This is a genomic window from Pseudanabaena sp. PCC 6802, assembly GCF_000332175.1.
GTDB lineage: Bacteria > Cyanobacteriota > Cyanobacteriia > Pseudanabaenales > Pseudanabaenaceae > PCC-6802.
In genome coordinates this window covers 3,065,492-3,092,407 of the sequence record NZ_KB235914.1, presented here as the reverse complement: position 1 = coordinate 3,092,407, position 26,916 = coordinate 3,065,492, and the positions used below count along the sequence as shown (strand labels likewise).

Annotated in this window: 25 protein-coding genes; 15 read left to right on the top strand and 10 right to left on the bottom strand. The window is 47.8% G+C overall.

Features of this window, described 5'->3' with window-relative positions; all coding sequences use genetic code 11:
• Position 1: 1 nt before the first annotated feature.
• Both PSE6802_RS0120000 and serS read right to left on the bottom strand, forming a co-directional pair.
• The gene (locus PSE6802_RS0120000; RefSeq protein WP_026103432.1) at positions 2–559 is read right to left on the bottom strand and encodes a sigma-70 family RNA polymerase sigma factor; all 558 of its coding nucleotides are present in this window, start codon (positions 557–559) and stop codon (positions 2–4) included.
• Between the two features lie 336 nt (positions 560–895).
• On the bottom strand, positions 896–2,185 hold the full coding sequence (gene serS / locus PSE6802_RS0119995; RefSeq protein ID WP_019501820.1) for a serine--tRNA ligase: 1,290 nt from the start codon (positions 2,183–2,185) through the stop codon (positions 896–898).
• Positions 2,186–2,444: 259 nt separating this feature from the next.
• Here serS and PSE6802_RS0119990 point away from each other — a divergent pair, with 259 nt between their 5' ends.
• From PSE6802_RS0119990 to PSE6802_RS0119980, 3 genes are all read left to right on the top strand, one after another.
• Complete coding sequence (locus tag PSE6802_RS0119990) at positions 2,445–2,660, top strand: hypothetical protein (RefSeq protein ID WP_019501819.1); 216 nt, start codon at positions 2,445–2,447, stop codon at positions 2,658–2,660.
• A gap of 122 nt (positions 2,661–2,782) precedes the next feature.
• On the top strand, positions 2,783–3,553 hold the full coding sequence (gene cobM / locus PSE6802_RS0119985) for a precorrin-4 C(11)-methyltransferase (RefSeq protein ID WP_019501818.1): 771 nt from the start codon (positions 2,783–2,785) through the stop codon (positions 3,551–3,553).
• Between the two features lie 18 nt (positions 3,554–3,571).
• Positions 3,572–4,906 carry a methylglyoxal synthase gene (locus PSE6802_RS0119980; RefSeq protein WP_019501817.1) on the top strand — a complete coding sequence of 445 codons (1,335 nt, stop codon included), beginning with the start codon at positions 3,572–3,574 and terminating at the stop codon, positions 4,904–4,906.
• A 193-nt stretch (positions 4,907–5,099) separates the two neighbouring features.
• Here the strand turns inward: PSE6802_RS0119980 and PSE6802_RS0119975 are convergent, their stop codons facing one another.
• The 3 genes from PSE6802_RS0119975 to hemE form a co-directional block, all read right to left on the bottom strand.
• Positions 5,100–6,773: a DUF3352 domain-containing protein gene (locus tag PSE6802_RS0119975; protein WP_019501816.1), complete on the bottom strand. Its 1,674-nt coding sequence runs from the start codon at positions 6,771–6,773 to the stop codon at positions 5,100–5,102.
• A 59-nt stretch (positions 6,774–6,832) separates the two neighbouring features.
• Complete coding sequence (locus PSE6802_RS34510; protein ID WP_019501815.1) at positions 6,833–8,764, bottom strand: serine/threonine-protein kinase; 1,932 nt, start codon at positions 8,762–8,764, stop codon at positions 6,833–6,835.
• 129 nt (positions 8,765–8,893) lie between these two features.
• Positions 8,894–9,928, bottom strand: coding sequence for a uroporphyrinogen decarboxylase (gene hemE, locus PSE6802_RS0119965; protein ID WP_019501814.1), 1,035 nt, complete (start codon positions 9,926–9,928; stop codon positions 8,894–8,896).
• Between the two features lie 303 nt (positions 9,929–10,231).
• On the opposite strand from hemE, the gene PSE6802_RS0119960 reads away from it, so the two are divergent.
• The gene (locus PSE6802_RS0119960) at positions 10,232–10,618 is read left to right on the top strand and encodes a c-type cytochrome (protein WP_019501813.1); all 387 of its coding nucleotides are present in this window, start codon (positions 10,232–10,234) and stop codon (positions 10,616–10,618) included.
• Between the two features lie 27 nt (positions 10,619–10,645).
• On the opposite strand, the gene PSE6802_RS0119955 is transcribed toward PSE6802_RS0119960, so the two are convergent.
• From PSE6802_RS0119955 to PSE6802_RS0119945, 3 genes are all read right to left on the bottom strand, one after another.
• Positions 10,646–11,137: a LapA family protein gene (locus PSE6802_RS0119955; RefSeq protein ID WP_019501812.1), complete on the bottom strand. Its 492-nt coding sequence runs from the start codon at positions 11,135–11,137 to the stop codon at positions 10,646–10,648.
• Positions 11,134–11,784 (bottom strand): flavin prenyltransferase UbiX, encoded by a 651-nt coding sequence (locus PSE6802_RS0119950; RefSeq protein WP_019501811.1) that lies wholly within the window; start codon positions 11,782–11,784, stop codon positions 11,134–11,136. Before PSE6802_RS0119950 ends, PSE6802_RS0119955 begins: the two co-directional genes overlap by 4 nt.
• A 330-nt stretch (positions 11,785–12,114) precedes the next feature.
• Positions 12,115–12,315, bottom strand: coding sequence for a hypothetical protein (locus tag PSE6802_RS0119945; protein WP_019501810.1), 201 nt, complete (start codon positions 12,313–12,315; stop codon positions 12,115–12,117).
• 206 nt (positions 12,316–12,521) lie between these two features.
• Here PSE6802_RS0119945 and PSE6802_RS0119940 point away from each other — a divergent pair, with 206 nt between their 5' ends.
• From PSE6802_RS0119940 to urtD, 7 genes are all read left to right on the top strand, one after another.
• Positions 12,522–13,733: a class I SAM-dependent methyltransferase gene (locus PSE6802_RS0119940; protein ID WP_019501809.1), complete on the top strand. Its 1,212-nt coding sequence runs from the start codon at positions 12,522–12,524 to the stop codon at positions 13,731–13,733.
• 91 nt (positions 13,734–13,824) lie between these two features.
• Positions 13,825–14,562, top strand: coding sequence for a photosystem II biogenesis protein Psp29 (gene psb29 / locus PSE6802_RS0119935; RefSeq protein WP_036946680.1), 738 nt, complete (start codon positions 13,825–13,827; stop codon positions 14,560–14,562).
• A 103-nt stretch (positions 14,563–14,665) separates the two neighbouring features.
• Entirely contained in the window at positions 14,666–15,130 is a 465-nt protein-coding gene (locus tag PSE6802_RS29775; protein ID WP_019501807.1) for a hypothetical protein, read from the top strand.
• 436 nt (positions 15,131–15,566) lie between these two features.
• The gene (gene urtA / locus PSE6802_RS0119925; RefSeq protein WP_026103431.1) at positions 15,567–16,907 is read left to right on the top strand and encodes an urea ABC transporter substrate-binding protein; all 1,341 of its coding nucleotides are present in this window, start codon (positions 15,567–15,569) and stop codon (positions 16,905–16,907) included.
• Between the two features lie 166 nt (positions 16,908–17,073).
• Entirely contained in the window at positions 17,074–18,258 is a 1,185-nt protein-coding gene (gene urtB, locus PSE6802_RS0119920) for an urea ABC transporter permease subunit UrtB (protein ID WP_026103430.1), read from the top strand.
• Positions 18,259–18,285: 27 nt separating this feature from the next.
• A complete protein-coding gene (urtC, locus tag PSE6802_RS0119915; RefSeq protein WP_019501804.1) occupies positions 18,286–19,491 on the top strand; it encodes an urea ABC transporter permease subunit UrtC in 1,206 nt (401 codons plus the stop codon).
• Positions 19,466–20,209, top strand: coding sequence for an urea ABC transporter ATP-binding protein UrtD (gene urtD / locus PSE6802_RS0119910; protein ID WP_019501803.1), 744 nt, complete (start codon positions 19,466–19,468; stop codon positions 20,207–20,209). The genes urtC and urtD overlap by 26 nt, the downstream gene beginning before the upstream one ends.
• Before the next feature lie 230 nt (positions 20,210–20,439).
• On the opposite strand, the gene PSE6802_RS0119905 is transcribed toward urtD, so the two are convergent.
• Positions 20,440–21,051, bottom strand: coding sequence for a transglutaminase-like domain-containing protein (locus tag PSE6802_RS0119905; RefSeq protein ID WP_019501802.1), 612 nt, complete (start codon positions 21,049–21,051; stop codon positions 20,440–20,442).
• Positions 21,052–21,173: 122 nt separating this feature from the next.
• Positions 21,174–21,821: a response regulator gene (locus tag PSE6802_RS0119900; protein WP_036946672.1), complete on the bottom strand. Its 648-nt coding sequence runs from the start codon at positions 21,819–21,821 to the stop codon at positions 21,174–21,176.
• A 240-nt stretch (positions 21,822–22,061) separates the two neighbouring features.
• Between PSE6802_RS0119900 and PSE6802_RS0119895 the strand changes: the two genes are divergently transcribed.
• The 4 genes from PSE6802_RS0119895 to PSE6802_RS0119880 all read left to right on the top strand — a co-directional run bounded on the left by PSE6802_RS0119895 (position 22,062) and on the right by PSE6802_RS0119880 (position 26,902).
• Entirely contained in the window at positions 22,062–23,990 is a 1,929-nt protein-coding gene (locus PSE6802_RS0119895) for an FAD-dependent oxidoreductase (RefSeq protein ID WP_156815602.1), read from the top strand.
• A 410-nt stretch (positions 23,991–24,400) separates the two neighbouring features.
• The gene (gene pyk / locus PSE6802_RS0119890; protein WP_019501799.1) at positions 24,401–26,161 is read left to right on the top strand and encodes a pyruvate kinase; all 1,761 of its coding nucleotides are present in this window, start codon (positions 24,401–24,403) and stop codon (positions 26,159–26,161) included.
• A gap of 70 nt (positions 26,162–26,231) precedes the next feature.
• Entirely contained in the window at positions 26,232–26,720 is a 489-nt protein-coding gene (locus tag PSE6802_RS0119885; protein WP_071592355.1) for a low molecular weight protein-tyrosine-phosphatase, read from the top strand.
• 2 nt (positions 26,721–26,722) lie between these two features.
• A complete protein-coding gene (locus PSE6802_RS0119880) occupies positions 26,723–26,902 on the top strand; it encodes a hypothetical protein (protein WP_019501797.1) in 180 nt (59 codons plus the stop codon).
• Positions 26,903–26,916 lie beyond the last annotated feature (14 nt).

Sequence of the window (26,916 nt, the reverse complement as noted above, 5' to 3'; positions counted from 1 at the left end):
TCTAATCCACCAAGTCCTTCAAGATGTGTCTGAGTTTTAGCAATCCTTGCCGCGATCGCGTTTTTACCGTGCCTAAGGGAATATCTAGATTCTGCGAAATTTCTGACTGGCTGTGACCGTCGTAGTATGCCATTTCTAGAATCTGACGTTGATTTTCCGGTAGGGAAGATAGGGCATCCCGAACCCGACTGGAGATTTCTGTTGCTGCCGCTTTGTCCATCGGCGTACTCAAGCTGACGGTCGTATCGATGCGACCCCATTTTTGCAAGAACTGCTGTTGTGACTTCGCCTTGCGCAGACGGTCGATGGATCTGGTGCGAGCGATCGTTAGCAGAAAAGCTGACATTGAACCTCGCTTGGCATTGTAAGCAGTTGTACGCTCTAGCGCTAAAAACACCTCTTGAGTCAAATCTTCAGCTTCTTGGGTATTGCAGAGAATGCGCAGTCCTAAACGGTAGACCAATTCACCATAGCGATCGTAGAGAATCGCTAAAGCATGGCGATCTCCTGAACGCAAGGCTTGAAACACCTCAGCATCAGTTCGTTCCGATAAAGTCATTGCAACACCAGTAGCTAGTATCATTTTACAAGCTTAAAGTGCTCTGTCTTCATAACTCCGCTCCTAGCTCCAGGGTTCTATACGCAATATACGCATCTGGCATTCAAACGGATTGCTTTCAGAAAGAAATTGTGCCTGAATGCTGGGCAAAAATCGAGTATCTGAACCCGAATCTTCCCCTCATTGTTATAGCGGTTTTCAGATGAAAACGAGAAGGGGGTTTGGGGGCGTTGCCCCCAAGAAGGGGTTCCACCCCTTCACCCCGTCAATAAAACCTGTTCTCAATTGAAAAACGCTATAATGTGTTTCTTCGTGGGAATCTCTAATGGGATAGAATCACAGATACTCTCTACCCATCAGGGGTTGCAAAACATCAGGCAGTTTAACACGTCCATCGGGCTGCTGGTAGTTTTCCAAAACGGCAGCCATAGTTCTGCCCACAGCCAGTGCCGAGCCATTTAGGGTATGGATCAATTCCGTGCCTTTTTTACCCTTAGTCTTGAAGCGCAGATTCGCTCGCCGCGCTTGGAAATCGCCAAAATTGGAACAGCTAGAGATTTCACGATATTGATTTGCCGATGGCAGCCATACTTCCAGGTCGTAGCATTTCGCGGCGCTAAAGCCCAGATCTCCAGTGCACAATTCGATGACGCGATAAGGAAGTTGCAAGGCTTGTAGAATCGCTTCCGCATCTGCCACCAACTGTTCGTGCTCCTGAGCAGAGGTATCGGGATGGACAAACTTCACCAACTCCACTTTATTGAACTGATGCAGGCGAATCAACCCCCGCGTATCGCGACCATAGCTACCCGCCTCGCGCCGGAAGCAGGGCGTATAGGCGCAGTGGTAGATTGGCAGATCTTCCGCTGCTAGAATTTCATCGCGATAGAGGTTAGTAACTGGAACCTCCGCTGTTGGAATTAGCCACAGATCGTCATCGCCGCATTTAAACGACTCTTCCTTAAATTTAGGTAGCTGGCCCGTTCCTCTTAGCGAAGCCGAGTTAACTAAAAGCGGTGGCAAAATCTCTTGATAGTTGTGGGCTGTATGGGTATTGAGCATGAACTGAATCAACGCTCTCTCCAAAGCCGCTCCCGCTCCTGAAAGCGAGACAAACCGGGTCTGCGCGATTTTGACCGCACGCTCGAAATTCATCACACCGAGTTTTTCGCCGATTTCCCAATGGGATAGCACCTCATGCTGAGGCTTATATTCATCGCCCCAGCGCCGCACTTCCACATTCTCAGTTTCGTTTTTCCCAATGGGCGTAGTATCGCTAGGCAGATTTGGGATTTCTAACAGTCGCGTTTCGATTTGTTCGCGCAGAGATTTCTCCTGCGGCTCTAGGGAGGCAATTTCCTGTTTGATCTGATTGGCTTTATCTCTCAGCGCCTGTAGTTCGGCATCTCCATCTCCAGATGCTTCTTTAGATTGAGACTTCATTTTTTGTCCCACCTGCTTGCCGATGTCATTGCTTTCGGCTTGCAGTTGCGATCGCTTCGTCTCTAACTCTCGCATCGAGCGATCCAGATCGACAATCGGGGTTAAATCAAAATTTCCACCTCTGAGGTTGAGTTTGGTTTGAATCTCGGCGGTTTGCGATCGCAGTTGCTTGATATCTAACACGGTATGCTCTTGGCTAAGTTAAGGCAAAATTTAGCTTAGCCTATTTTGTCGAGTACTTGATACCTGGTATACAGTACGAAATTCGAGTCAGCTCTAACCTGTAACTTGATGGCACGTTTTAACTCAAATTCTGTCAAGATATGCAAATTTTGCTTAAGTTTATCGTACCTCGATGCAATTTAAGCATATTTTCCATGCGTTCTGCCGTCGTTTATACTAGAGTTATGAGAGTTTGTCGTCTTAACAACCAGAAGTTGCTATGCCAGAAAATGCGGGTCAAAATAAAACAGGCAAGCCTATAGAGGTGGATCCTGCTCTCCTTGCAGAATTAGCTGAGGTGACCAACGATCCCAATCAAGTCATTGATACTGCTATTCGGCAATGGCTCCAGCGCCGTGCGATTAAGGAAGCAGACAACTCTCGTCCTTTAACTATGAACCCCGTCGTGCCGCCTCGTGGTGAATGGAACGATTAAGGCAATTCACAAGATAGTGCATAAATATCCAATATATTGTAGGGACAGTGCTTCCGTGCTCGCCCTCAAACAATTGTAGCGATCGCGAGTGAATTGTTCGTACAGTTTTTTATCAACAATCAATGACAATTAAGCCAGTTTATATTATTGGGGCGGGGCCGGGAGATCCGGAACTAATCACGGTTAAAGGTAGAAATATTTTGGCACGGGCAGATGTAGTGATTTATGCGAATTCGCTCGTACCTAAACAAATGCTGGACGTTTGTCGCAGCGATGCTGAATTAATCCCAACTGCAAATAAAACTTTAGAAGAAATCATGCCTCTGGTTTTGGCTGGCGCGCGATCGCAAAAACTAGTCGCGCGCTTGCACGATGGCGACCCTAGTCTTTATGGTGCTATTCACGAGCAAATTATCGCGCTCAATGAAGCTGGAATTGCATTTGAGATTATTCCCGGTGTCAGTGCGTTTCAACTCGCAGCCGCCAGATTGCAAGTTGAATTAACGATTCCCGATCTGGTGCAGACAATTATCCTCACGCGCATTAGCGGTCGCACCCAGGTTCCGGAGCGAGAGGAACTATCTAGTCTGGCCGCGCATCAAGCTTCCCTATGCCTGTATCTCAGCGCCCGACACGTCGAGCATGCCCAAGCAAAGTTGCTAGAACACTACCCCGCCGATACGACAGTGGCAATTTGCTACCGCCTTGGCTGGCCCGATGAAAAGCTCGTACTCGTGCCGCTGACGGAAATGGCAGCAGCCACCAGTCAAGAGGATTTGATTCGGACTACTATGTATTTAGTCAGCCCGGCTTTGGGTAAAGTGCAGGGGCGATCGCGCCTCTACCACCCCACACACGATCACCTATTCAGACCTAAAAGTCTTGAGATTTAATTCGGACGACAATGAACAATGCCAATTTCCATTGCTTTTATAGCCCATGACACCCAGAAAGATGATGCGATCGCTCTGGCGCAAAAATACCGCACGACCTTATCTCGCTACAATTTAATTGCTACTGCCAATACGGGGAAACGGCTGCAAACTGCGACTGGTTTGACTGTCGAGTTAATGCGATCGCGCCGAGAAGGGGGCGACATTGAAATTGCCGCTCGGATAATTGCTGGTGAGATTGCCTGCGTCATTTGCCTTTTCGATCCCGATAGCGCTCAATTTCTCTCACCGGATCTCTTGACTTTATTGCGGGTGTGTCAGATCCATAATGTCCCCTTAGCAACTAATCTGGCGACAGCCGATACCGTTCTGCAAGCATTAGCGAAAAGCCGCCTCGCCTATCTGATTTTTAATCCGGTCGCGGGACAGGGAAATCCCGACGCAGATCTGGCTCTGATCCGCCAAATCCTGGAACCTCAGGTGCAACTTAAGGTTATTTTCACCCAACCAGATCGCAATCCTGCCGATCGGGCAAAAGCGGCGATCGCCGCGATTCAGGCGGGTAACTCGACAGATCCCAATACCGACTTTATCATTGCCTCCGGCGGTGACGGTACTGTTTCCGCAGTTGCCAATGCCCTGATCGGAACGGAAATTCCACTTGGGATTATTCCCAGAGGTACTGCCAATGCTTTCTCTGTAGCGCTGGGAATTCCGACAGGACTGAAACAAGCGTGCGAAACGATTCTGACGGGGAATACTTGCATTGTGGACGCGGCTCGTTGCAACGATTGTCCCATGATTTTGCTAGCTGGGATTGGTTTTGAAGCGGAAACGGTCGAACGGGCAAGTCGCGATATGAAAAATCTCTTGGGGCCTTTGGCATACCTGGTAGCAGGTGCGCAGCAGCTTTTAGAGCAGAAACCGTTCGCCGTGGCAGTGGAAATTGATGGTTCGGTCAGTCAGTTTCAATGTGCGGCTATCACTATTGCCAACGCTGCGCCTCCAACTTCCGTACTGGCGCAGGGATTGGGAGAAGTCATTCCCCACGATGGCTTACTTGATGTCACGATTGGGATTTCGAGAAGTGAGAATCTCAACTTATCCGATCGCCTGCTAGCGATCGACACCATCGGCAAGCTATTTGCTTCGGCACTGGTAAAAACTCCTATCGAGCACGAGGATTTGGTTTGTCTCCGAACTGCCAAAATCAAAGTTACAGCAACTCCACCTCAAAAAGTGGTAGTGGATGGTGAGATAATTGGTACGACTCCAGTGGAAGTAGAGTGCATTCCAGGTGGTTTGACCATACTTGCTCCACTGGCTAGCAATCTCAGTTCAGTTTATGGATAACGCAATTATTTATAGCCATAGACAGATCTGTTAGGACAGGGGGTGTGGGGGCTGCGCCCCCACGCAGGGGTTCCACCCCTGCACCCCATCCTAAGCCTGTTGGCTATAGCTATATATTCCCATTGGCATTCTCGCGATCGCTCTCTTCAGGGAATTTGGCAGTTGCAGGGATAATATAGCGTTACAATAGTCTTTAATACCATACATTACGCAAACCGCGTGGCTTCAGCGATAAAAGCATTTCGAGTTTATGCGTTGATGGACTCGACATCGAGACGGTTACGCCTAAGCCGCGAATTCTCCCCAGGATCGCATTTACTTCGGGATTAATTTCGGATTTAGTCTCTTTTGGTAGGTATTTGTCGATTGCAGCCCAGGTTTTGTCCATATCAAGATAGAAGTAGCCCAGATTTGGCTTAGACAGCGAAGCGATCGCTGCTTGGAAATCCGAGTTGAGGGTTAATGGCTCGTTGTAACGATTTGTCATCCTGCGGACTAATTGCTCGCCAATCGTCACAAACAGTGTATTGTTAGCGTACCAACCATAACTGACGATTGGTTCGGGCGCGCCAGGCAATGTCCATTGAGTTACGGAAACACCCTTTATATTCCTGGTTGCTATGGTTACGAGTCCATAACCACTGGCAAGTTTTTCTACCTTCTGGAATAATAAATTTGCCGTGCGGCGATCGCTGGTCTGCTGAATAAATATAGGGGCAGTACCAAATTCACCAAGAATGCCTTCCTTAACTGGAATCGCACCAAAGGCAAACTCCCCATCCATCCAGCCAAAAATATCCTTATCTAGATCGAGTTGTAATGGGAAAGACTGAAGACCCTGTCTGGCTGTATCGAGTAGACTTTTTAACTCTGGGAAACTTTGGACATCTCGGTTAAACTGCCGCCAGCGATCGCTAATGTTACTACCTGTGACCAGGGCAAATGTGTCAAAAGGTAGCTGGGCAACTACCTTCCCAGGCGCAGGCTGAAATTCCCATGCTAAATCTGAGGTCAGTCTAGATGTAACTTTCGTCCTGATGCCAGCACTATCTATACCAACACCCAGGTTGACTGACTTTACTTTTTTGAGTTGCGCTAAAAACTGAGGTGGAAGCTCAGTCGGATCGGTACTTTGGGCATCGATCTGCTGGATCGACTCGGCAAAATTCGGCATGTAAAGTTGGAAAATGGGATTCTCAATCTCAACTTTGTCTGTAACTAGAGCAGGGACAATCGATCCACCATCTTTGTAAGTGTCGATCGCTTGTTCTAGAGCAGTTACTCTATCTGAGAGTACTAGAAAGCGATCGGCCAGGGCATAAACAAACGAACTCCCATACTCGCGATCGATTTGGACGATCTCAATACCCTTATAGTTTTTTTGTGCTACTACCCTGCCACCATCTCGGACTTTCTCCTTGTCTAGATATTTGGCAACAGCAGCAAGATCCTTGACCTCAGTAACTAGGATGAAATGGTACTTGCTTTCTGTCTTTGGTTGCGAACCTATAGAGTTAGGTAGAATTGCCATCGTGACATTGCCTAACCAGGGTTGAATTTCTTTCGCATAATCGTTCTTCGGAAAGCCAGTTCTTAGAAACGCTGCGACTTCGCGATCGAATATTCTTTTAGTCTTCGGCGTGTGAAACCGCTCTAGCTGAGACCATGCCTTACCATCCGTCGGAATTGAAATTGCCATCAAAGCCTTTTTGGGTATAAACCTATTCGATTCAGAGATTCCGGCAAAGCTTAATTCAGAGCTTGCTGGTATCCGGCTCTCCGCCAAGGCAATACTCCCCATACCGCCATACATCACAATTGCCGCACCAAAAACGGGAGTCATGAGATGAAATTGCTGCTTGGGCATTGTTGTTAATTGTCCGATCGGATTGACTGCATTACTTAGTGTAACCTTCTACCGTTCGTTTAAGGTATCTGGGCTGATTCATTAATTTTGTAGCTATTGATTACCCTGGTCATTGGTTCGCGCAGATCTTCAAATTGACGATCCAATACACCAATTGTTAAGAGGGAGGCTTTGTCACCTACTTTTTGAATATAGCTATTACCCTGTATTCGATCCGTTGCACCTTGAATCGTTTCTAAATAGCCCCAAACAATCAGCGTACTGCCATCTGATTGGACGATTGGGTTTTCCACATAAAAGCCAGGTTTAGAACCAAAGGTATTTCTTAAAAAGGTTTGCAGAAATTCAGGGGCTTTGTCAGCAGAGAGATTATCACCATTGAAGATGTTCACTGAGATGAGAGCATTTCTGGTGGAATCGAACCATAATGCAATTACTTCCCCTGATTTACTGTTATCTGTTAGCGTCCAACCTGTTGGAATATCAATTTCAAAGAGTCCATTCTTATATGTGAAAGGTTGGGGGTTCTCTGCCCTTACTTTGAGGAATCGATCGGGCGAACTCGTGCCAGTTGCAGGTGTAGAAGCTTTAACTAGTGTTTTTAGTTCCGGAACATTGCCTGTAGGAGTAGAAGTTGGCTCAGTGGTGGGAGTAGATGTCGCAACAGTAGTGGGAGAACTAGTAGGAGAAGCGGATGGTGATGGCGAGGTGGTGGGGGTTCCGGGAAGAATCCTTTGTACTAGCAAACCAACAGCCGACCAATTACTGAAAATTCCTACTCCAAGTGCGATCGCAACCCCTAAGCCGACGAAATAACCAAGGTTATTTCTCGGTTGCTTTGGGGCTTCAACTGTAGGTTGACCGGTAAATTGGCCAAAGCCTACAGGCTGATAATTCTGGGGGTTTTGATAATTCTGATAGGCAGGTTCTCTAGCAGCAGGTGTAGTAGCAGGGATACCAACTGCGGTTGGCGGCACGCTATTAGCAGTTACTGGTGGTGGCGATGCCAAAGGTGGTGTAGGAGGCGATGCAACTGTTGGCGGCACGACAGGAGGAGTAGGATTGGACGCAGGCGTGACAATAGTAGTTGTATCCGCAGTTTGCAAATCTTGTAAAACCTGGGCCGCACTTTGGTAGCGATCGCGCACTTCTCTTTGCAGCAATCTATCCATGACCAGACCCAACTGGGGTGAAATTGGCGTGGTGACATATTGCCGCCAGTTCGACGTCCAGGTATAGCCATCACTAGCCCACGGCTCATATGGATTTGTACCGCTTACAAGCTGGAAACAGGTTGCGCCAAGCGCGTATAGATCGCTAGCATAGCTGGCTTTACCTTCATTGAGCTGTTCTAGTGGGGCATACCCATACGAGCCAAGCTGAGTGCCCGCTGCCCCTGCCGCACTAACTACGGTTTGCGATATTAGCTTGGCTACGCCAAAGTCAATCAGAACTGGCTTGCCATCACTGGAGCGCCGCATAATATTTTCAGGCTTAATATCGCGGTGAATTACGCCCCGTGCATGGGTAAATTGCAAAACTGGCAAGATATCAGTAAGTAACTGGGTAACTTGAGCATCGTTAAACGGGCCATTTTGCTGCAATTCCTTCAGCAGATTTTGCCCCTTAATAAACTGCTGTACTAGATAGAGGTAGCTGCCTTCTTCAAAATAGGCTAGTAGCGTCGGTATCTGGGGATGCTCTCCCAGTTGCTGTAACTGCTGAGCTTCTTGTCTAAATAGCTCTACTGCTTTTTGGGCTGCCCAGGTGCCTTGCGCTTGATATGCTAGTTGCTTAACAATGCAGTGTTCGTTGAGCTTATCGGTATCTTCTGCCAGGTAGGTTTTCCCAAAACCACCCCTACCAATTGGTTCTATTACCTTAAAGCGACCGCGCAGTAATGTTGTTAGGGCAGTACCGCAGTTTTGGCAGTAGTTAAGATTATCGGGATTGATGGGGCGATCGCAGTCGGGGTTAAGACAGCAAAGCATTGTTAAGTGAAACAATAATGGGCTACTTGCATTTTAATGCATTCCCAAAGCCCTCAACTGTAGCCCCGAACTGTAGGGTGGGCATTGCCCACCTTACAAATTGCTTTTGGGGTTTGATTTAGAGACAAGCTAGAAACTAAAACCTTTGACGGTGTCAAAGAAAAATTTGGCATTCTCCTCAGGGGTAGTGGATAAGATGCCATGCCCCAAGTTCATAATGTGTCCGGTCTTGCCTGCCTTTTGAATAACTTCCAAAATGCGATCGCGAATATATGGCTGCGGGCCAAACAGCACGCACGGATCGAGGTTACCCTGTACGGCAATATTGCCCAGCTTGGCTCTGGCTTCTGCCATATCCACCGTCCAGTCAAGGCTGACAATGTCTACGCCTGACTTGGGCATCCGTTCTAAAATACCCGCACTGCTGTTGATATAAAGGATCAGCGGCGTGTCCGGATGGGTTGCTTTGACCTCATCTACCACCATTTTCTCGTAGGGTAGTGCAAATGTTTCGTAGTCGCTAGGGCTGAGTTGCCCTGCCCAAGAGTCAAATAATTGCACGACCTGAGCGCCACAATCGATTTGAAAGCGCACGTAGGTGGCGATCGATTTCGCCAGTTTGGCTAAAAAGCTATGCAACATCTCTGGCTCGGAGTATGCCATCGCCTTAATGATCGTGTAATCCTTTGAGCTTTTACCTTCAATAGCATAGGCAGCTAAAGTCCAAGGCGCTCCCACAAACCCCAATAAAGTCGCCCGATCGCCAATCTCATGCTTTAAGGTGGTCAAGATCTTGCGAATAAATGGTAAGGATGTTTCTGGGTCAAGCTCTCGCAAGGCATCGATCTGGGCTTTAGTGCGAATGGGGGGATCGATCGCGGGGCCACGGCTTTCAACGATTTCAAAGTCAATCCCCATTCCTGGCAATGGTGTCAGGATATCTGAAAACATGATGACACCATCAGGATGAAAAGCACGAAATGGTTGCAGAGAAATTTCTACCGCTAGCTCGGGAATCTCCGATCGCTCGCGAAACGTAGGGTACTTCTGCCTCAGCTCGCGATATGCCTGCATATAGCGACCCGCTTGTCGCATCATCCATACGGGTGGGCGATCTAGCTCCTCACCTCTGGCAGCTCTAATTAGGCGGTCATTACCTCCCATAATTAAACATTCCTTATATATCCCTGTACAAATTTGTATAGCAACGAAGTTTTCCTGCTAGTGCCAAAAAGCCTTAGTGTCAGTACGTCCTGCTGTGTATTCGATATAGTACCACTACGAGGCTTTCATCCCGATCGCCATCGAGCGAATGTGGGGCTAAAATGCTGTTTGAATCAAACATTCTGTGCAGCAAAATGGGAGCCTGTAGATTTTTTAAGATATATTATGAACATTAAAGATTCATATATTTACTTTTTCGTAAGGCTGCCAAAGTCGGATTCTATCTAAGTCTCAAATCAAGTTGTGAATAATGAAGGACTAAATACGGCTTCAACTCCACAGCAACTATTGCTGCAATTGGTCTGGGCGGCAATTATTGCGATAGCTTTGTGCTGCTTTGTCGCCCTTGCTATTTACCTCAGACCTCAACCGGACGACTACACGAAATCGGTCTTGTCTTTATCTGGCGATCCGGTGAAGGGCAGGTCTATATTTGTAATGAACTGCGTTGATTGTCACGGTCAATGGGCGGCAGGCAAAGTCGGACCAAGTTTGGAAAGGGTCTCCGATCGCCTGTCCAAAATCCGACTGATTCATCAGGTGGTCAGTGGCGAAACTCCGCCCATGCCGCAATTTCAGCCAAAACCGCAGGAAATGGCAGATTTATTGAGCTATCTAGAGAAGCTTTGAAATATAGGGCGGACATTGCCCACCTGGTTACCTGCGGATGTACTTAACGTAGATTTCGTCGCGATTGTCGTCGTCATCGTCGTCATCGTCATCGTCGTCATCGTCATCGTCGTCATCTTGAATGGTGGTTTTGCTGCCCGATCGCGGATAAGTGGTATAGAGATCTTCGTCTTCGTCTTGCAGCGATCGCTTAGCTGTTTGGCCGGGATTATCTTTTACGCCACTATCGTTAGTACTGCTAGCGGTATTAGCCGCGCTAGTGGCAGTGGTTGCAGAATTGCGGCGACCGAGCGCGTTAGCAATGGCATTAGCGATCGCAGCAGCTAATGCCCCACTAAGAAATGCCGCCAACATGGCAAAACTAAGCGGTATAGAAATCGTAGATTGCCCCAGGAAATAAACTGTTACCAGTGGTTGCAGGTTTTGCAGCAATATCGCCGCCGCACAGGCGATCGCCGCCGTCAATCCAATTAGCTGAGCGATCGGTGGCCGATCGGAATTGTCCAAATTATCGTTCATGGTTTACTTCTCCCCTGCCAGCGTTGAATCAGATCGGAGTCAATGTCCAGTTGATCGAATACGCGGGCAATCACAAAATCTACCAGATCTTCAATCGTACGGGGTTGATGGTACCAGGCGGGTATAGCAGGGACGATCCTGACTCCGGCCTCAGCCAGCGCGGTCAGATTGCGGAGGTGTATGAGGCTGAAAGGTGTTTCTCTAGGTACGACCACTAGTTTACGCCCTTCTTTAATATGCACGTCGGCAGCGCGTTCGAGTAAATCGGAACTCAAGCCCTGCGCAATTTTAGCAACTGTCGCCATACTACAGGGAATTACCACCATCCCCATCGTGCGAAACGAACCGCTAGCAAGATTGGCTCCCACATCAGACCAGGCATGGCAGTTGAGCGCTCCACCATTTTCCTCACAGCGATCGCGCCAGAATTGCTCCTGTTGCTTGGGATTGACAGGCATTGCCATTTCGTGCTCTGACTGCCACACCATAATGGCCGCTTTTGAAGCTACCAGTTCGACATGATAGCCATTCGCCAGCAGGAATTTTAGAGATCGCACCGCATAGATCGTGCCCGATGCTCCCGAGATGCCAAGAGCGATCGGTTGACTTTTAGCAGGGTGGCGATCGCTATTTACTTTACTAACCATTCGTTACCAACAAAATTTCAGGCTTGCTACTTAGATTACTGTTGTATAGCTATAGCCAACAGGCTTAGGACGGGGTGCAGGGGTGGAACCCCTGCGTGGGGGCTGCGCCCCCACACCCCCATGTCCTAACAGATAAGAAGCTCCATATTCTACGTTTATGTAGAGCTAGGCAAGGAATTGGAATACACTCCTAGTAGAAAAGACGATCCCAATACCAACTACAAATTATTTGTAAATTGCAATATGTTTTTTGCTCAAACTCAAAGACAGCTCGATCTACAGGAGTATGTAGCCGAAAGTCTTAACATAACAGTGGTTGTTTATACCTAGTCATGCATTCTTATGTTTAATTTGCGATCGCCTCGGATTGACTTTACGGGGTTCTATTTTCTCTTGATTTGCCTTGAGATAGTTATCTAGCTCTGCAAGTTTTACCTGTTCTGTTTTTCCATCTTTCAGATAAACAGTAGTTGTAATTTCCGCCATTTCATCTGGGGTTTCCTGAACTGGGTCAATAAGCGATTTGGTCATTGAATGCTCCTGGAAGGCTGAATTAGCAGGCACTAAATCTTAGACATTAGGCTGACAAAGATACTACATTTAATTACATGATTACATGATTATAGACACGATTGACAAAAACATAATGCACTGGTTCAGGTATGGGGTTACTCTCCATTTTGATGCATATAGGGGTTAAACTGATCTAGCTGCCAAATAGCAATATTCGCACTATCATGTCCGATCGCCAATCAGATCTTCAAGCCGTTACTACTGCCGTTGCTAATCTCTACGATACCTATCCTTTCCCGCCCGATCCAATTATAGATGAGGCTCCGCCAGGATATAACTGGCGCTGGAGTTGGCCGGCGGCCTATGGATTTTGTACGGGTGGTTTGTTACCCCAAAACACCTCACCGCGCATTCTCGATGCAGGTTGTGGCAGTGGTGTCAGTACGGAGTATTTAGCGCACCTGAATCCTACCGCAAATATAGTGGCGGTGGATATTAGTCCTGGGACGTTAGCAGTAGCGCGGGAAAGAATCAACCGTAGCGCCCCAGGGGGCGATCGCACGATCGAATTCCATCACTTAAGCATTTACGACCTGGCGCAAATTGAAGGCGAGTTTGATGCGATTAACTGCGTGGGCGTACTGCACCATATGTCCGACCCCAAGAAAGGTATCGAAGCTTTAGCCAGCAAACTAGCTCCAGGTGGGATTTTACATATTTTTGTCTATGCTGCCATCGGTCGCTGGGAAATCAGATTGATGCAAGAGGCGATCGCCATCCTGCAAGCACAACAGCAAACATCAGATGTCAAGCGCGGCGTGCAATTAGGGCGCGATCTATTTGCTGCCTTACCGCCATCGAATCGATTGGTACAGCGGGAAAAGACCCGCTGGCAGTTAGAGAATACTCGCGATGAATGCTTTGCTGACATGTACGTGCATCCCCATGAAATCGACTACACGATTGACTCGTTGTTCGATCTGATCGGCGTGTCTGGACTGGAGTTTGTGGGGTTCTCCAATCCACAAACATGGCAGCTCGATCGACTGTTGGGCAATAACCCCGAATTACTAGCGCAAGCGCAAGCTTTACCCGAACGACCAAAATATCGCCTCATCGAACTGCTAGATACCGATATCGCTCACTACGAATTTTTCCTCTCTCGTCCGCCTTTGCCTAAGGCAGATTGGAGCGTAGATAGGCACATCTTAGATGTTATCCCGCAGAGACATCCCTGTTTGAGTGGATGGGAGAGTAAATGTTTGTTCGATCCGGATTATCAAATAGCTCACCTATCCGATTTGGATTTCCAATTTATGCAAGCCTGCGATCGCGGGGTTACAGTATCGGAAATTTTGGCAAGTTACCCAGAGATGAGTGTAGATTTAGTGCGATCGCTCTTACAGCGTCGATTAATCTTGCTCCCCGCAGCCTGAGTACGCACAATCGATTGTCAAAATATTCGTGAAGTCCCACAAAAAACATTTCTAGCTTTTATACTAAGAAAAGTAACAATAAATAATGATCGTGAATACTGTTCGTACTGTCTCTGATACCAAGCGCGATTTTCACAAGGCATTTCCCAAGCCGGTTAATTCCGTATATCGCCGCGTCATTGACGAGCTGTTAGTTGAGGTGCATTTGCTCGTCGTGAATCAAAACTTTGCGTATGACCCCATCTTTGCGCTTGGCTTAACGACAGCATTCGATAAATTTACGGCTGGCTATCAACCTGAAGCAGACAGTCAGGCTATTTTCACTGCCATGTGCCAAGCACTGCTGCTCGATCGCGATCGCCTGCGCCAGGACGCAGAGCGTTTGAACGAGTTAGTAATGAGATCTCCAGGTGAGGTAAAAAATCTGCTTACTACTTTAGAGTCAGTAGTTAACCTCGATCCGCTCACGGGACAGATACGAGCGATCGCCGCGAATCAAAAATTTAAGTACAGCCGCCTGTTTGCCATTGGTTTATATGCATTGCTGGAAACTGCCGAACCAGAAGCGATCGCCAAAAACGATCGGCGACAGGAGATTTTAAAGCAAGTGGGCACAACCTTGAATCTTGGCGAAGACAGACTAACCAAAGATATCGATCTATATTGCTCTACTCTGGAAAAAGTAGAGCAATCGCGCCAAATGATGGCCGATCTAGTGGAAGCAGAACGCAAGAAACGAGAGAAGCTAACTGCGAAAACAGATCCTCAAAGCTCTGAGAACCAGGACAATTCATCAACATCTGAGAACCAGGAAAGCCCGCTAGCCTAGATTTATCAAAATAGTTCTAATTGTTATGGTTGGTACGAGCGCCTGAAAAAAAGATTGGCAATGTGCTAACCTACTTCTTGACAAATCTTTAGACCTATACCAAATGATTACTGCGCAAAGAAGTGTTTTGAGAAGGGTTTTCCCAGTTGCGATCGCCTCTACGTTATTGAGTTTCTTGGCGGTTGCCTGTGGTGAAAGTAAGGTTGCCCAATGCAACAAATTTACTACTGTTGCTAACAAAGCTAAAGATTTTGCTAATAACTCGGAAGCTCTTAAAGGTGAAAGAGATCCAAACAAAATAGCTGATAAAATCGGGCAACTTGCCGATCGGCTTGACAGTCTCAACAACGACATGAAGGCAGTTAGCCTGAGCGATGACAAGCTCAAATCTTTCCAAACTCAGTATGCCGATCTAGTCAGTATCGGAGCAAAGGATATGCGCAGCCTGGCTGGTGCTATTAAAAACAGGAACGCGGCAGAATTAGAGCGTAGCTCCAGGAGCTTGCAAGACGTGGGGCCGAAGTTAATCAACGTTGACCAGCAGCTAAACAGCTATTGCAAGAGTTAAATAGCTATTGCTCTGCTGCAAGGAAACACAGCCCCTTTACCAGATACCTGAAATTGAAATAGTTAATCAATGGTTAAGAAGGTATAAAAAGCTGTATCTCGTAATACTATTAGCTACTAATCGCGGTGCTTTAATTCACAGTGGCTTAGCTCTAACAGGCTCCTAATTACATGCGTTTCGCGTCATGTTTTTGCGATCGCGATAGGTCAAATTGCGAGGTGTACCAATCCGAATTTTTAATAAAACTAATTACTTGTAACGTCTTGAGTCTCTAAGAAGTTCAAAGTGTAAGTTGGTTTGATTACCAAAACCTGCTTGGCAGCGATCGCACCAGGATTCTAAGTTTTAGCTAGCCTCAACATTTTAAAGATCGTGAACGATTAAAGACGCTGTGTATTGAACACCAACCTAACTATGAGGAGCAACTTTAAATAACATGGCTATGCAATTTAATAGGCGTAGGTTTTTAGTTTACGGATCGGCTGCACTAGGAACTAGCATGCTGATCAAGTCCTGTGGTTCGAGCGAACAACCAACAGCTACTACTTCTCCTGCTGCTACTTCTCCTGCTGCCACTACCACAACTGCCGCTACTCCAGCAACTACCACATCAGGCAATACAATTAAGGTTGGTATTTTGCATTCCTTAAGCGGCACTATGTCAATTAGCGAGAAGAGCGTAGTTGATGCCGAGCAGTTAGCCATCAAGGAAATTAATGCCAAAGGTGGTGTCCTGGGCAAGCAGATCGAGGCCATTGTAGAAGATGGAGCCTCTAACTGGGATACCTTCAAAGAAAAGGCAACCAAGCTAATCGAACAGGATAAAGTGGCAACCGTATTTGGTTGCTGGACATCGGCAAGCCGCAAGAACGTCCTGCCTGTATTCGAGTCCAAGAACCACATGCTGTGGTACCCCGTGCAGTATGAAGGACAAGAATGTTCCAAGAATATTTTCTACACTGGTGCAGCACCAAACCAGCAAATCGAGCCATCGGTTGATTGGCTGCTAGAGAAAAAAGGCAAGGAATTTTTCCTCGTTGGCTCCAACTATGTCTTTCCTCGAACTGCTAATAACATCATCAAGGCTCAGCTAGCCGCCAAAGGTGGCAAGGTAGTTGGCGAAGACTATCTGGAATTGGGTAGTACGGAAGTAACGCCGATTATTACTAAAATCAAAACCGCCTTGCCCAACGGCGGAGTCATTTACAACACGCTGAACGGCGACAGTAATGTTGCTTTCTTTAAGCAATTGCAGGGGGCAGGGTTGAAGCCGGATAAGTACCCAGTCATGTCGGTCAGCATTGCCGAGGAAGAAGTCAAAGCGATCGGCGTGGAATTTTTGAAAGGGCACTATGCTGCTTGGAACTACTTCCAGTCAGTAGATACGCCTGCGAACAAGAAATTTGTCGAAGCATTCCAAAAGGAATATGGTAAAGATCGCCCGACCAACGACCCGATGGAAGCTGCCTACATCATGGTCTATATCTGGAAGCAGGCTGTAGAAAAGGCTGGTACCGCCGACGATCTCGAAAAAGTAAGAGAAGCTGCCTACGGTCAAACCTTTGATGCCCCTGAAGGCAAGGTAACTATGAACAACAACCATCACCTTTCCAAGTTCGTGCGGATTGGTGAAATTGCCGAAGACGGTCAGTTTAAGATCGTGTATGAAACTCCGAAAGTGGTCGATCCGCTACCTTGGAATCAGTTCGTGGCGGAAACGAAAGGCTATGGCTGTAACTGGGCTGATAAATCTAAGGGCGGGAAGTATAAAATTTAATACTCCTCCTTCTCGATCGTATTGATAGATTATGAGCTTGGGTTGCATGGTTAATCCAGGCTCATCTTTATAAGTTTGTTTAGTAGGGTGGGCAATGCCCACCCTACTGGTGTCCCGAAATACTGGGTTAATTACTATTTGCGATGGGAGCAGAAAGTCATTGGAGATCTTGGTTAAGGTATTAGAGACTTTATTTAATGGGATTAGTATTGGTTCGGTTTTGTTAATCGCGGCATTGGGATTGGCGATCGCCTTTGGACTGATGGGAGTAATCAACATGGCACATGGCGAACTGATCATGCTGGGTGCATACACTACCTATGTCGTTCAAATTGCAGCTAAGCCTTTCGAGAACAGTTACATTATCGATATTTTTCAGACAATACGGATCTCCTTCTACGACCTCTACATCATTCTGGCAATACCGCTGGCTTTCCTGGTAACGGCTCTGGTGGGTCTGGTCTTGGAAAAAGGCGTAATTCGGCATCTCTACGGACGACCGTTAGAAACCCTTCTGGCAACCTGGGGTGTGAGTTTAATCTTGCAGCAGTTTATCCGCAGCGTGAATTTGGTCTTGGCAATCTCGCTGGCTATCTTTTGCTTGCTGTTTTTTGGGGCAACGTGGATCTTGCAGCGCTTAGATCGCATCACGGCGTGGACAAAACCTGGGCTGCTGGCTCTATCTACCGGAATTGCCGTCGCTACGGGCTGGTTTCTGGCTCAGACCTATAAGTTAGCCGTGACCAAGCCCTGGTTTGGCGCGCAGGGTGTAGCAGTTACGGCACCGAAATGGTTGCGGGGCGGTGTAGAACTAGGATTTCAGTTACCTTACACTCGACTATTTATCATTGGGTTAACCGCGTTATGCGTTTTAGGAATTTACCTGTTTTTGCAGCGATCGTCCTGGGGATTGCGCATGCGGGCAGTAACCCAAAATCGTAATATGAGCGCCTGCTTGGGGATTCCCACCAAAACAGTAGATGCCCTTACCTTTGCCCTAGGCTCCGGTCTGGCCGGTATTGCAGGTGTGGCAGTAAGCCTAATTGGTTCTGTCAGTCCTAATACTGGTCAGGACTATATTGTGGAAACTTTTATGGTGGTTGTGGTTGGTGGGGTTGGTAAGTTGGTGGGTAGCATTGTCGGCGCTATGGCAATCGGGATCGCTTCTTACATAATTGGTTCGGGTATTCTGATACCGTTATTCTCATTCGCACCACCTCTAGTTGAGTTCTTTAAGGTTTTTGCCGATGCCAACATGGCAAAAGTAATGGTATTTATCCTGATCGTTATCTTCTTGCAAGTTAAACCCACGGGTTTATTTCCTGAAAAGGGTCGTACGGTCGATGCCTAACGCGGTTTCTTATAAATTAATAAATAAATGACTTCTGAAGTTGCACCAAAGCCCACAGCTTCCAATTGGCAAAAACGTAAGCTGCTGCTCGAAGTAGCGATTGTTGTAGCGATCGCCCTGGTTCTGATCCTCGTGATGCCCAGACTGCTAAATAACTTCTGGCTGGAACTGCTAGGCAAATTTCTCGCCTATGCGATCGTGGCTCTGGGTATAGATTTGATCTGGGGCTATACGGGCTTGCTCAGTCTGGGACATGGCATATTTTTTGGTTTGGGTGGTTATGCCCTCGCCATGCACATTAAACTCCAGATCCCTCCCGATGCCACCAGCCAGTTACCGGATTTTATGAGCCTGTATGGTAGCGTCACGGAACTACCCTGGTTTTGGAGTCCCTTTCGCTCGTTTGCATTTGCCGCTGCCGCAACTGTAATTCTGCCTGCGTTAGTGGGCGGACTGCTGGGCTATACGATCTTCCGCAATCGCATCCGAGGCGTTTACTTTTCCATCTTGACTCAAGCCGCAACGATCATCTTTGTTTATTTCCTGAACGGTCAGTTGCTTTTCTTTAACGGCACCAATGGTTTGACAGATTTTAAAACTATCCTGGGAGCAACCGCCAGCGCGCCCAGTACCAAATATGTCTTCTACTGCCTGACGATCGCCTTCCTCGCGCTTGCCTATGCCCTGTGTCGCTGGCTCACCAGTGGCACTTTCGGTCGCCTGCTAGTAGCGATTCGCGATGATGAGAGTCGAGTGAGATTTTCTGGTTACAATCCTACGGGCTATAAGGTTCTGGTATTTGCAGTTTCTGCCGCTCTCGCTGGCTTAGGTGGGGCGCTATACACGGGACTTAACGGTTCCGTCTCGCCGCGTGCAATGGGAATTCTCATTTCGATTGAAATGGTAATTTGGGTAGCTGTAGGCGGTCGTGCCACTCTAGTCGGTGCCGTACTGGGCACTGTCATGGTTAATTCGGCCAAGAACCTACTGTCAGAGAAGTTCCCCGATATCTGGTTGTTCTTCCTTGGTGGACTTTTCTTGCTGGTGGTGATGGGATTGCCGAATGGCGTTGTCGGTTGGCTGAGAACTGAGGGTATCGAGCGATTCAGAATTTTACTGGGCAAGCGCAGAATCTCCACTACCTATCCCAGTTTAGAAGACAACTTAGAGGAAGTTTCCAGTTTAGAAGTAAGCGATCCAAGCAGTTATGAAAGCAAAGATTCTAGAAATTGAAAACCTCACTGTCAGCTTTGACGGTTTCAAAGCTCTCAACGATCTAAACTTTAGTATGGATGAGGGCGAATTGCGCGTAGTGATCGGCCCCAATGGTGCTGGTAAGACCACTTTTTTGGATATCATCACCGGTAAGGTAAAACCCACGCAAGGTAAGGTTTTATTTAAGGGCAGAAACCTGCGATCGCTCTCCGAGGATCGGATTGCCGCTCAAGGGATTGGCAGGAAATTCCAAACACCCAGAGTTTATCTCAATCTCACGCCTAGGGAAAATCTAGAATTGTCCTACAACCGTCGCAAGGATGTGTTTGGCACGCTATTTAAGCACAAATCGGCGACAGAGAAACGCCAGGTTAGCGATTTACTAGACAAAATCGGACTTAGTCGTAAAGCCAACATGCAATCGGCTTTGCTCTCACACGGGGAGAAACAATGGCTAGAAATCGGCATGACGATCGCTCAAGCTCCCGAACTGCTTCTGGTTGACGAACCCGTTGCTGGCTTAACCGATGCTGAAACAGAAGCTACGGGCGAACTCTTGCTCTCCTTAGCTGAAAAGCACTCCATTATCGTCATCGAACACGATATGGAATTTGTGCGGCAGCTCGACCGCAAGGTAACTGTATTGCATGAGGGTTCTGTTCTCTGCGAAGGCAGCATTGCCGAAGTTCAGAACGATCCCCGCGTAATTGAAGTATATCTGGGCAAGCAGACATAATACCAAATCCTTTTGATTTTCCCCCTTTTACTTTGAGTCCGCAAAGGCGGACTTTGCTTGTGTAGCCGCGACTTTCAGTCGCCAAGCAGTATAGCGGTTTTCAGATAAAACGAGAAGGGGGTTTGGGGGCGTTGCCCCCAAGAAGGGGTTCCACCCCTTCACCCCGTCAATAAAACCTGTTCTCAATTGAAAAACGCTATATAGGGATAACTCGTGCGGATTTGGTATGACTAATTCAAACACCTGGAAAGACCGTATTTCTCTAGAGATTCCAAGGGAACGTCCGGTAGATTTCTGCGCATCTCATCCCATTGGCTGCAACTCTGTAAAGCCTCCAATACAATCGGCAACGGCTCGGCAAAAATATTCTGAAAGTTAGCCTCCCCAGCTAATCGAATCTCGTAGGCAAGTTTCTCTACTGGTGGCGCGAACTGAGCGTCAATATCCGAGCGATTGCCACGCGCATCAACTCGATACCAGCCAAACTCTGGCAAGTAGATCGCATTGTAACCGTGCAAACTATAGGGTTCGCCATCGTCATAGACGCTCAATCTTTGATAGCAAAAGCCAGCCGGAATAGCGATCGCCCTCAGTAATGCCGCTAGTAAATGGCTCTTGGCAAAGCAATATCCCGTTCCATACTTCAGCACGTCCGAAGCGCGCCAGGTGACGGGGTTCATCTTGTAATCGCTACTGTGTTGAATCCGATCGCGCACCCATTCAAAACAAGCTTTTGCCTTTGCGGTGGGCGATGTATATGCGGATGCAACCTGCTGGGCTAACTGCAAAATTGTCGGGTGCTGCCAGTCAATTACATCACTAACCTGGAGGTATGAATTCATTAGGAACAAGCCAATAGGTTTATGCATGGAGTGATGTCTGTTGCGATTATAGCGCGTCTCACTAATTGCAATCTACAGCTAATTAATCTGGTAGTGAGACAAGCACTTCAAGATTGACGCATCTAGTCAATTAACCCCTCTTCCCTAGCACGTTTGCCAGTCTGCACGCGAATATTTTTACCAGGTTCGGGGTATACAGCCAAAGCATCCTGCATTTTGCTCCAGTAATTGCGTACCGTGCGCTCCGAGACTTTCATGTAGTCGGCGATCGCTTTGTCGGTTAATGCTTCGTTAAAAGCCAGGTGCAGCACCTCCAACCACTCTTCTCTGACCTCAACGCCCGTACGAATTTCGCGGGGGGTATAGTTGAGTCCCTGTACCGCCCAATCCACCCTGGTTAGCATCTCGGAAATCGACATGGATTTACTGACGACGGTAAACCCACCCTCATGGGAATCGATCGCGGGACGCAAGCGCACCAAAGGCATCGGATCGATGCTGTGCACCACAATATTGAGTTGCTTGTATTTGGTCATCAGATGGCGCAGCAGTTGCAACCCCACATCGCTGAGCGCCTCCCCCCCATGCTCCTGTGGCATGGATAAGTCCATCACCACCAGATCGGGCTGGTTTCTGTCTGCCAGATCGATGGCATTGCGCGCATTTTGTGCGGTCAAAATTTCCGCTTCTGGGTATTGTTGTTGAAGCGGCCCCACAGTTCCACCTAGAACTGTTTCTTGATCGTCCACTACAAGAATCTGTTTAACCATGACTATGATTGACTGATGATGATGCGATCGCTTTCTAGCCGGAGAGCTATATCGAGCAAATTGCTTTGCAAACATAACTGGTATAGCTTTTCTATACAATAGGCAGAGGGATGAAAAACTTCATAGCCTCCAACTATTTAGACTGATTATGCCGACATAGTGCTGCCAAGTGTACTGCCAAATTAACCAATCGTTACCATTTATATTTCACTAATTTCGATTACCGCTAACTAGCACGATATGCCAACTTTAATGAAATTGTCTGCCCCTAAGTTCCGATTTTCCAAGTTTTTTTTGATGGTTTTAGTTGGCTTAGTTATTAGTGGTAGCGTATCGGCAATTTGGACGCGCCTGGCCGAATCGCCTGACAGAGCTAAAGCTTTGCCCAGTTCAACTAACCCGCATCAAGATGTCAATGGCTGGCCGATAGTGCAAGCTCCTGCTGGCAATCCTGAAATTTGGGAGTGTGAAGTGGCGATTGTGGGTGGTTCGCTTGGTGGTGTGGCGGCAGCTTACCACTCTATGGAAACAGGGGTGCGGACTTGCTTGATCGAGCTGACCCCCATGTTAGGCGGACAGGTAAGCTCGCAAGGGGTGAGCGCGATCGACGAATCGCTGCTGATGCGCAAGCAACATGCTTTCTCTACCAGTTGGATGCGGTTTAAAAATGCGATCGCCGCGCAGACCGCTCTGCCACCTGCCCTTGCCCATGCTAATCCCAGCGCTCTGGTCGCTCATACCAACAGTTGCTGGGTAGGTACCCTCTGCTTTCCTCCCACCGCAGGTGCTGCGGCTGCCGAGACAATCCTTAAAGAAGCTGCTACTCTGGCACCAGGTAGTCGTTGGGGTACAGAAATCGCCTTTAAAGGGGCTGACTTTAACCGTAGTGGCGATCGCATCCTGGCAATTCACGCAGTCAGGCGTAAAGCGCGCAATCCCAACTACCTACCAATGGGAAGGCTGTCACGCGAACTGTCCTCCTGGTATCGCTGGGAAAGCGATGCCGTATTTGTGAAAACCCCAATCAAGCTCCAACCACCCCCTGGTAAGGACATGATCGTAATTGATGCCACGGACACGGGCGAGTTGATTGGCTGGGCTAATATCCCGCACCGTCTTGGGACGGAAGGCTTTGCTACTACAGGTGAATTACATGCCGTAGCGGATAATTCAGATTGCACGCAGGCATTCACATTCCCATTTGCACTGATAGTGAGAGATGATAAAGGAGAATCGCTTAAGCGACTCAAGCAAGTACAACCAGGACTATCGAAACAAGAACATCGCGAGGACTATGACTTAGGACGCTATCCCATGTTTGGCCCCAGCAGCATGTTTAACTATCGCCGCATTATCAGCATGGTACGCACTAATCCGTTTAAATCCTATCCTTCCACTGGAGATGTCACGATCGTAAACTGGAACAAGGGCAATGACTGGGGGGTTATGAGTCCACCTTTGATTATGACGGATTGGGAAATTCAGGCTTCTGGGCAGCGTCAAAACTGGTTGGGCGGTCTAAATTTAGATGCGCTCAAGGAAGGCGAGAATCATGCTTTACTGTTTTCAGAATGGCTGGTTGAGAAATATACTACACCTCAATTCCCCCTTTCTCATTTATCAGGCAGAGGTACGCCCATGCCTACTGAGTCAGGCTTGAGCATCTATCCTTATATTCGTGAAGGCAGGCGCATTCTAGGCAGGCCGGCATACGGTCAGGCGCAGTTTTTCTTAAGGGAACAGGATATCCGTAAAGATCTCTCTAGTGCCAGGAATTTCCGCAGTTCTGTAGTTGGTATTACTCACTATGCGATCGACATTCACGGCTGCCGATATCGTAACTGGGAACCATCGCGATCGGCCAGTTCTGCACCTGTGGGGGAAGAATCCGTTCGTCCCATTTCTATCCCTTTAGAGGGTTTAATCCCCCAGAAAATTGATAATCTCCTCATCGGTGGTAAAAGTATTGCAGTGACCCATATTGTTAATGCCTCTACTAGAATTCATGTGGGTGAATGGTCGGTAGGTGCAGCGGCGGGGGCAACTGCGGCTTGGATTTTGCGCCAGGGCGATCCCAGCCTTACTCCTCAAGCTGTGGTGACTCGATGGTTCATGCTGCCGCGATTGCAGTACCACCTCAGTTCCCAAGGTATTGTGTTGCAGTGGTAGCTGCACCCGATCTCGCGATCTGGTTGCAGTGAGAGTGTAGAGGATACAGAGGATACGCACTGGAGGGGGGATCATTCCTGCAACCCGTCTTAACGCGATTTCGTATAGCTATAGCGGTTTTCAGATGAAAACGAGAAGGGGGTTTGGGGGCGTTGCCCCCAAGAAGGGGAGGCAGGGCGGTCTTGGGGGTTTCCCGCTAGAGCCACTGCCGTGTGAAACCCCTTCACCCTGTCAGTAAAACCTGTTCTCAATTGAAAAACGCTATAATACCCGCCACGCCAAAATATTATTATGGTCGCCAGTAATAATGTTAGTATTCACAAAAATATAATGAAATAAGCAAAAGGTATATGGCATATATTTTAGCTACGTACCTAAATGAGCTTCTTTCTAACGCACCCAATCCATAAATGACTGTAAAAGAAGTATTTCGCCGCACAAAAATTGTTGCCACAATTGGGCCTGCAACTAGCAGCCCTGAGATGATCCGCAAGCTGATTGAGGCGGGTGCGACCACGATGAGGCTTAATTTCTCGCACGGCACTCATGCCGATCACCACCGCAATATTTGCACTATTCGTCAGATTTCATCGGAGCTGAACCAACCCGTTGCCATTCTCCAGGATCTGCAAGGTCCCAAGATTCGTCTGGGCAGGTTTGCAAATGGCTCGATAATCCTGAATAAGGGGGATATGTTTACGCTTACCAGTCGAGATGTGGACTGCAACCAGACGATTAGCTCGGTTAGCTATGACAAGTTGGCGCGAGAGGTGCCAGTCGGAGCCACGATCATGCTGGATGATGGCAAGGTAGAAATGCAGGTAGAGAGCGCTGACTTAGAATCTGAGAGCTTGCACTGCCGTACTGTTATTGGTGGCGTGTTATCAGATTGTAAGGGTGTCAACTTTCCCAACGTTCACCTCTCGGTGAAAGCCATGACCGATAAGGATCGTGAAGACCTGCGCTTTGGTTTAACTGAAGGGGTGGACTGGGTAGCGCTCAGTTTTGTGTGCAATCCAGAGGATATCAAAGAGATTAAAGATCTGATTGCTGCTTCGGGCAAGAGTGCCAATGTAATTGCCAAAATCGAAAAACACGAAGCGATCGCTCAAATGCACGAAATCCTCTCCCTCTGCGATGGCGTCATGGTTGCTAGAGGGGATCTAGGCGTAGAGATGCCAGCCGAAGAAGTTCCACTCTTACAAAAACGTCTGATCAGAACAGCCAATCAGCTTGGCAAACCCGTGATCACGGCAACTCAGATGTTGGATAGTATGGTAAGCAATCCCCGACCGACTAGAGCAGAGATTTCTGACGTTGCCAACGCCATTATTGATGGAACCGATGCCGTGATGCTCTCTAATGAAACTGCGGTAGGTAAGTATCCCATTCAAGCCGTGGAAACGATGGATAAAATCGCTCAACGCATTGAAAAAGAGCATAATCTCCATCCCGTTCAGAGCGAGGGTAGCTCCGTTCCCAATGCTATTAGCGATGCGGTCGGTAAAATTGCCGTCCAACTCAACGCTACTGCGATCGTCACCCTGACCAAAACTGGTGCTACGGCACGTAATGTCAGCAAATACCGTCCCCCTATTCCTATCTTGGCCGTGACCTCTCAGGTGGATGTGGCGAGGCAATTGCAACTGGTGTGGGGCGTACAGCCTCTCATGCTCCTATCTTTACCATCGGCTCGCCAAAATTTTGAAGCAGCTATAAACATAGCTCAAGAGCGCAAGTTAGTCACAGCCGGAGATCTGGTTGTCATGACTGCTGGCACGTTGCCCGGTGTAGCTGGTTCCACCGATTTAATTAAGGTCGAGTTTGTTTCTGCCGTCGTAGGCAAGGGGTTAGGTGTTGGGCAAGGTGTGGTTAGCGGTCGCGCCCGCGTTGCTAGTAATTATCTTGATGTCAAAGACTTCCATCCCAAGGAGATTCTAGTTGTCAAGCATACTGATGTCGACTATGTCGAAGTCATTCGTAACGCTGCTGCGATCGTTACCGAAGAATCGAGCTTAGATTCTCATGCGGTCGTAATTGGCCGGAAATTGGGTATTCCAGTGATGGTAGGAGTGGCAAAAGCCACGCAAAATATTCGCGATGGCGAACGCCTGACCGTAGATTTTCATAAAGGTCTGGTTTATTCTGGCTCTGCGGCAAAGGACGTTTAATAACGTTTTCAAAAAACTGCGTTGCAGTTTTTTGAAAACGTTGAAATCGAAAAAAGGAGAACTTCAGAAATTGCCACTGAAACTTTTATTTGTCTGTTTGGGAAATATTTGCCGATCGCCCTCGGCGGAAAATATTATGAACCATCTGGTGGCACGATCTGGTCTGGGCGATCGCATTATCTGCGATTCGGCTGGTACGGCGGGCTATCACGTCGGCTCGCCACCGGATCGACGCATGCATGCCGCCGCCCGCAAACGCGGATTGGAGATGACTGGCTCGGCGCGGCAGTTTGTCCGCCAGGATTTTGAGAAATTCGATCTGATCCTGGCTATGGATCGAGAGAACTATCGCGATATTCTCCGACTCGATCGAGATGGTATTTACCGAGATAAGGTACAACTAATGTGTGGCTATTGCAGCCGCTTTGACGATCGCGACGTACCCGATCCCTACTATGGTGGTGCTGATGGCTTTGACTATGTCATCGACCTGCTTTTTGACGCTTGCGAAGGACTGTTGAGTACCATAACCTCAGAGCAAGATCTAGAGGCGTATTGATTATGAATACTTTACCGGACAGCGATTTTCAGAAGGAAGTTTTAGATAGCCTCAACAAGTTAACCATTGATGTTGAGAAGTTTAACGACCGCCTCAATAGGTTAACCACAGACGTGGAGAAGTTGACCAGCAATAATGAAAAGTTCAACGATCGCTTCGGTAACTACTGGAGTTTAGACTAAAAAGTGGTAAAAAG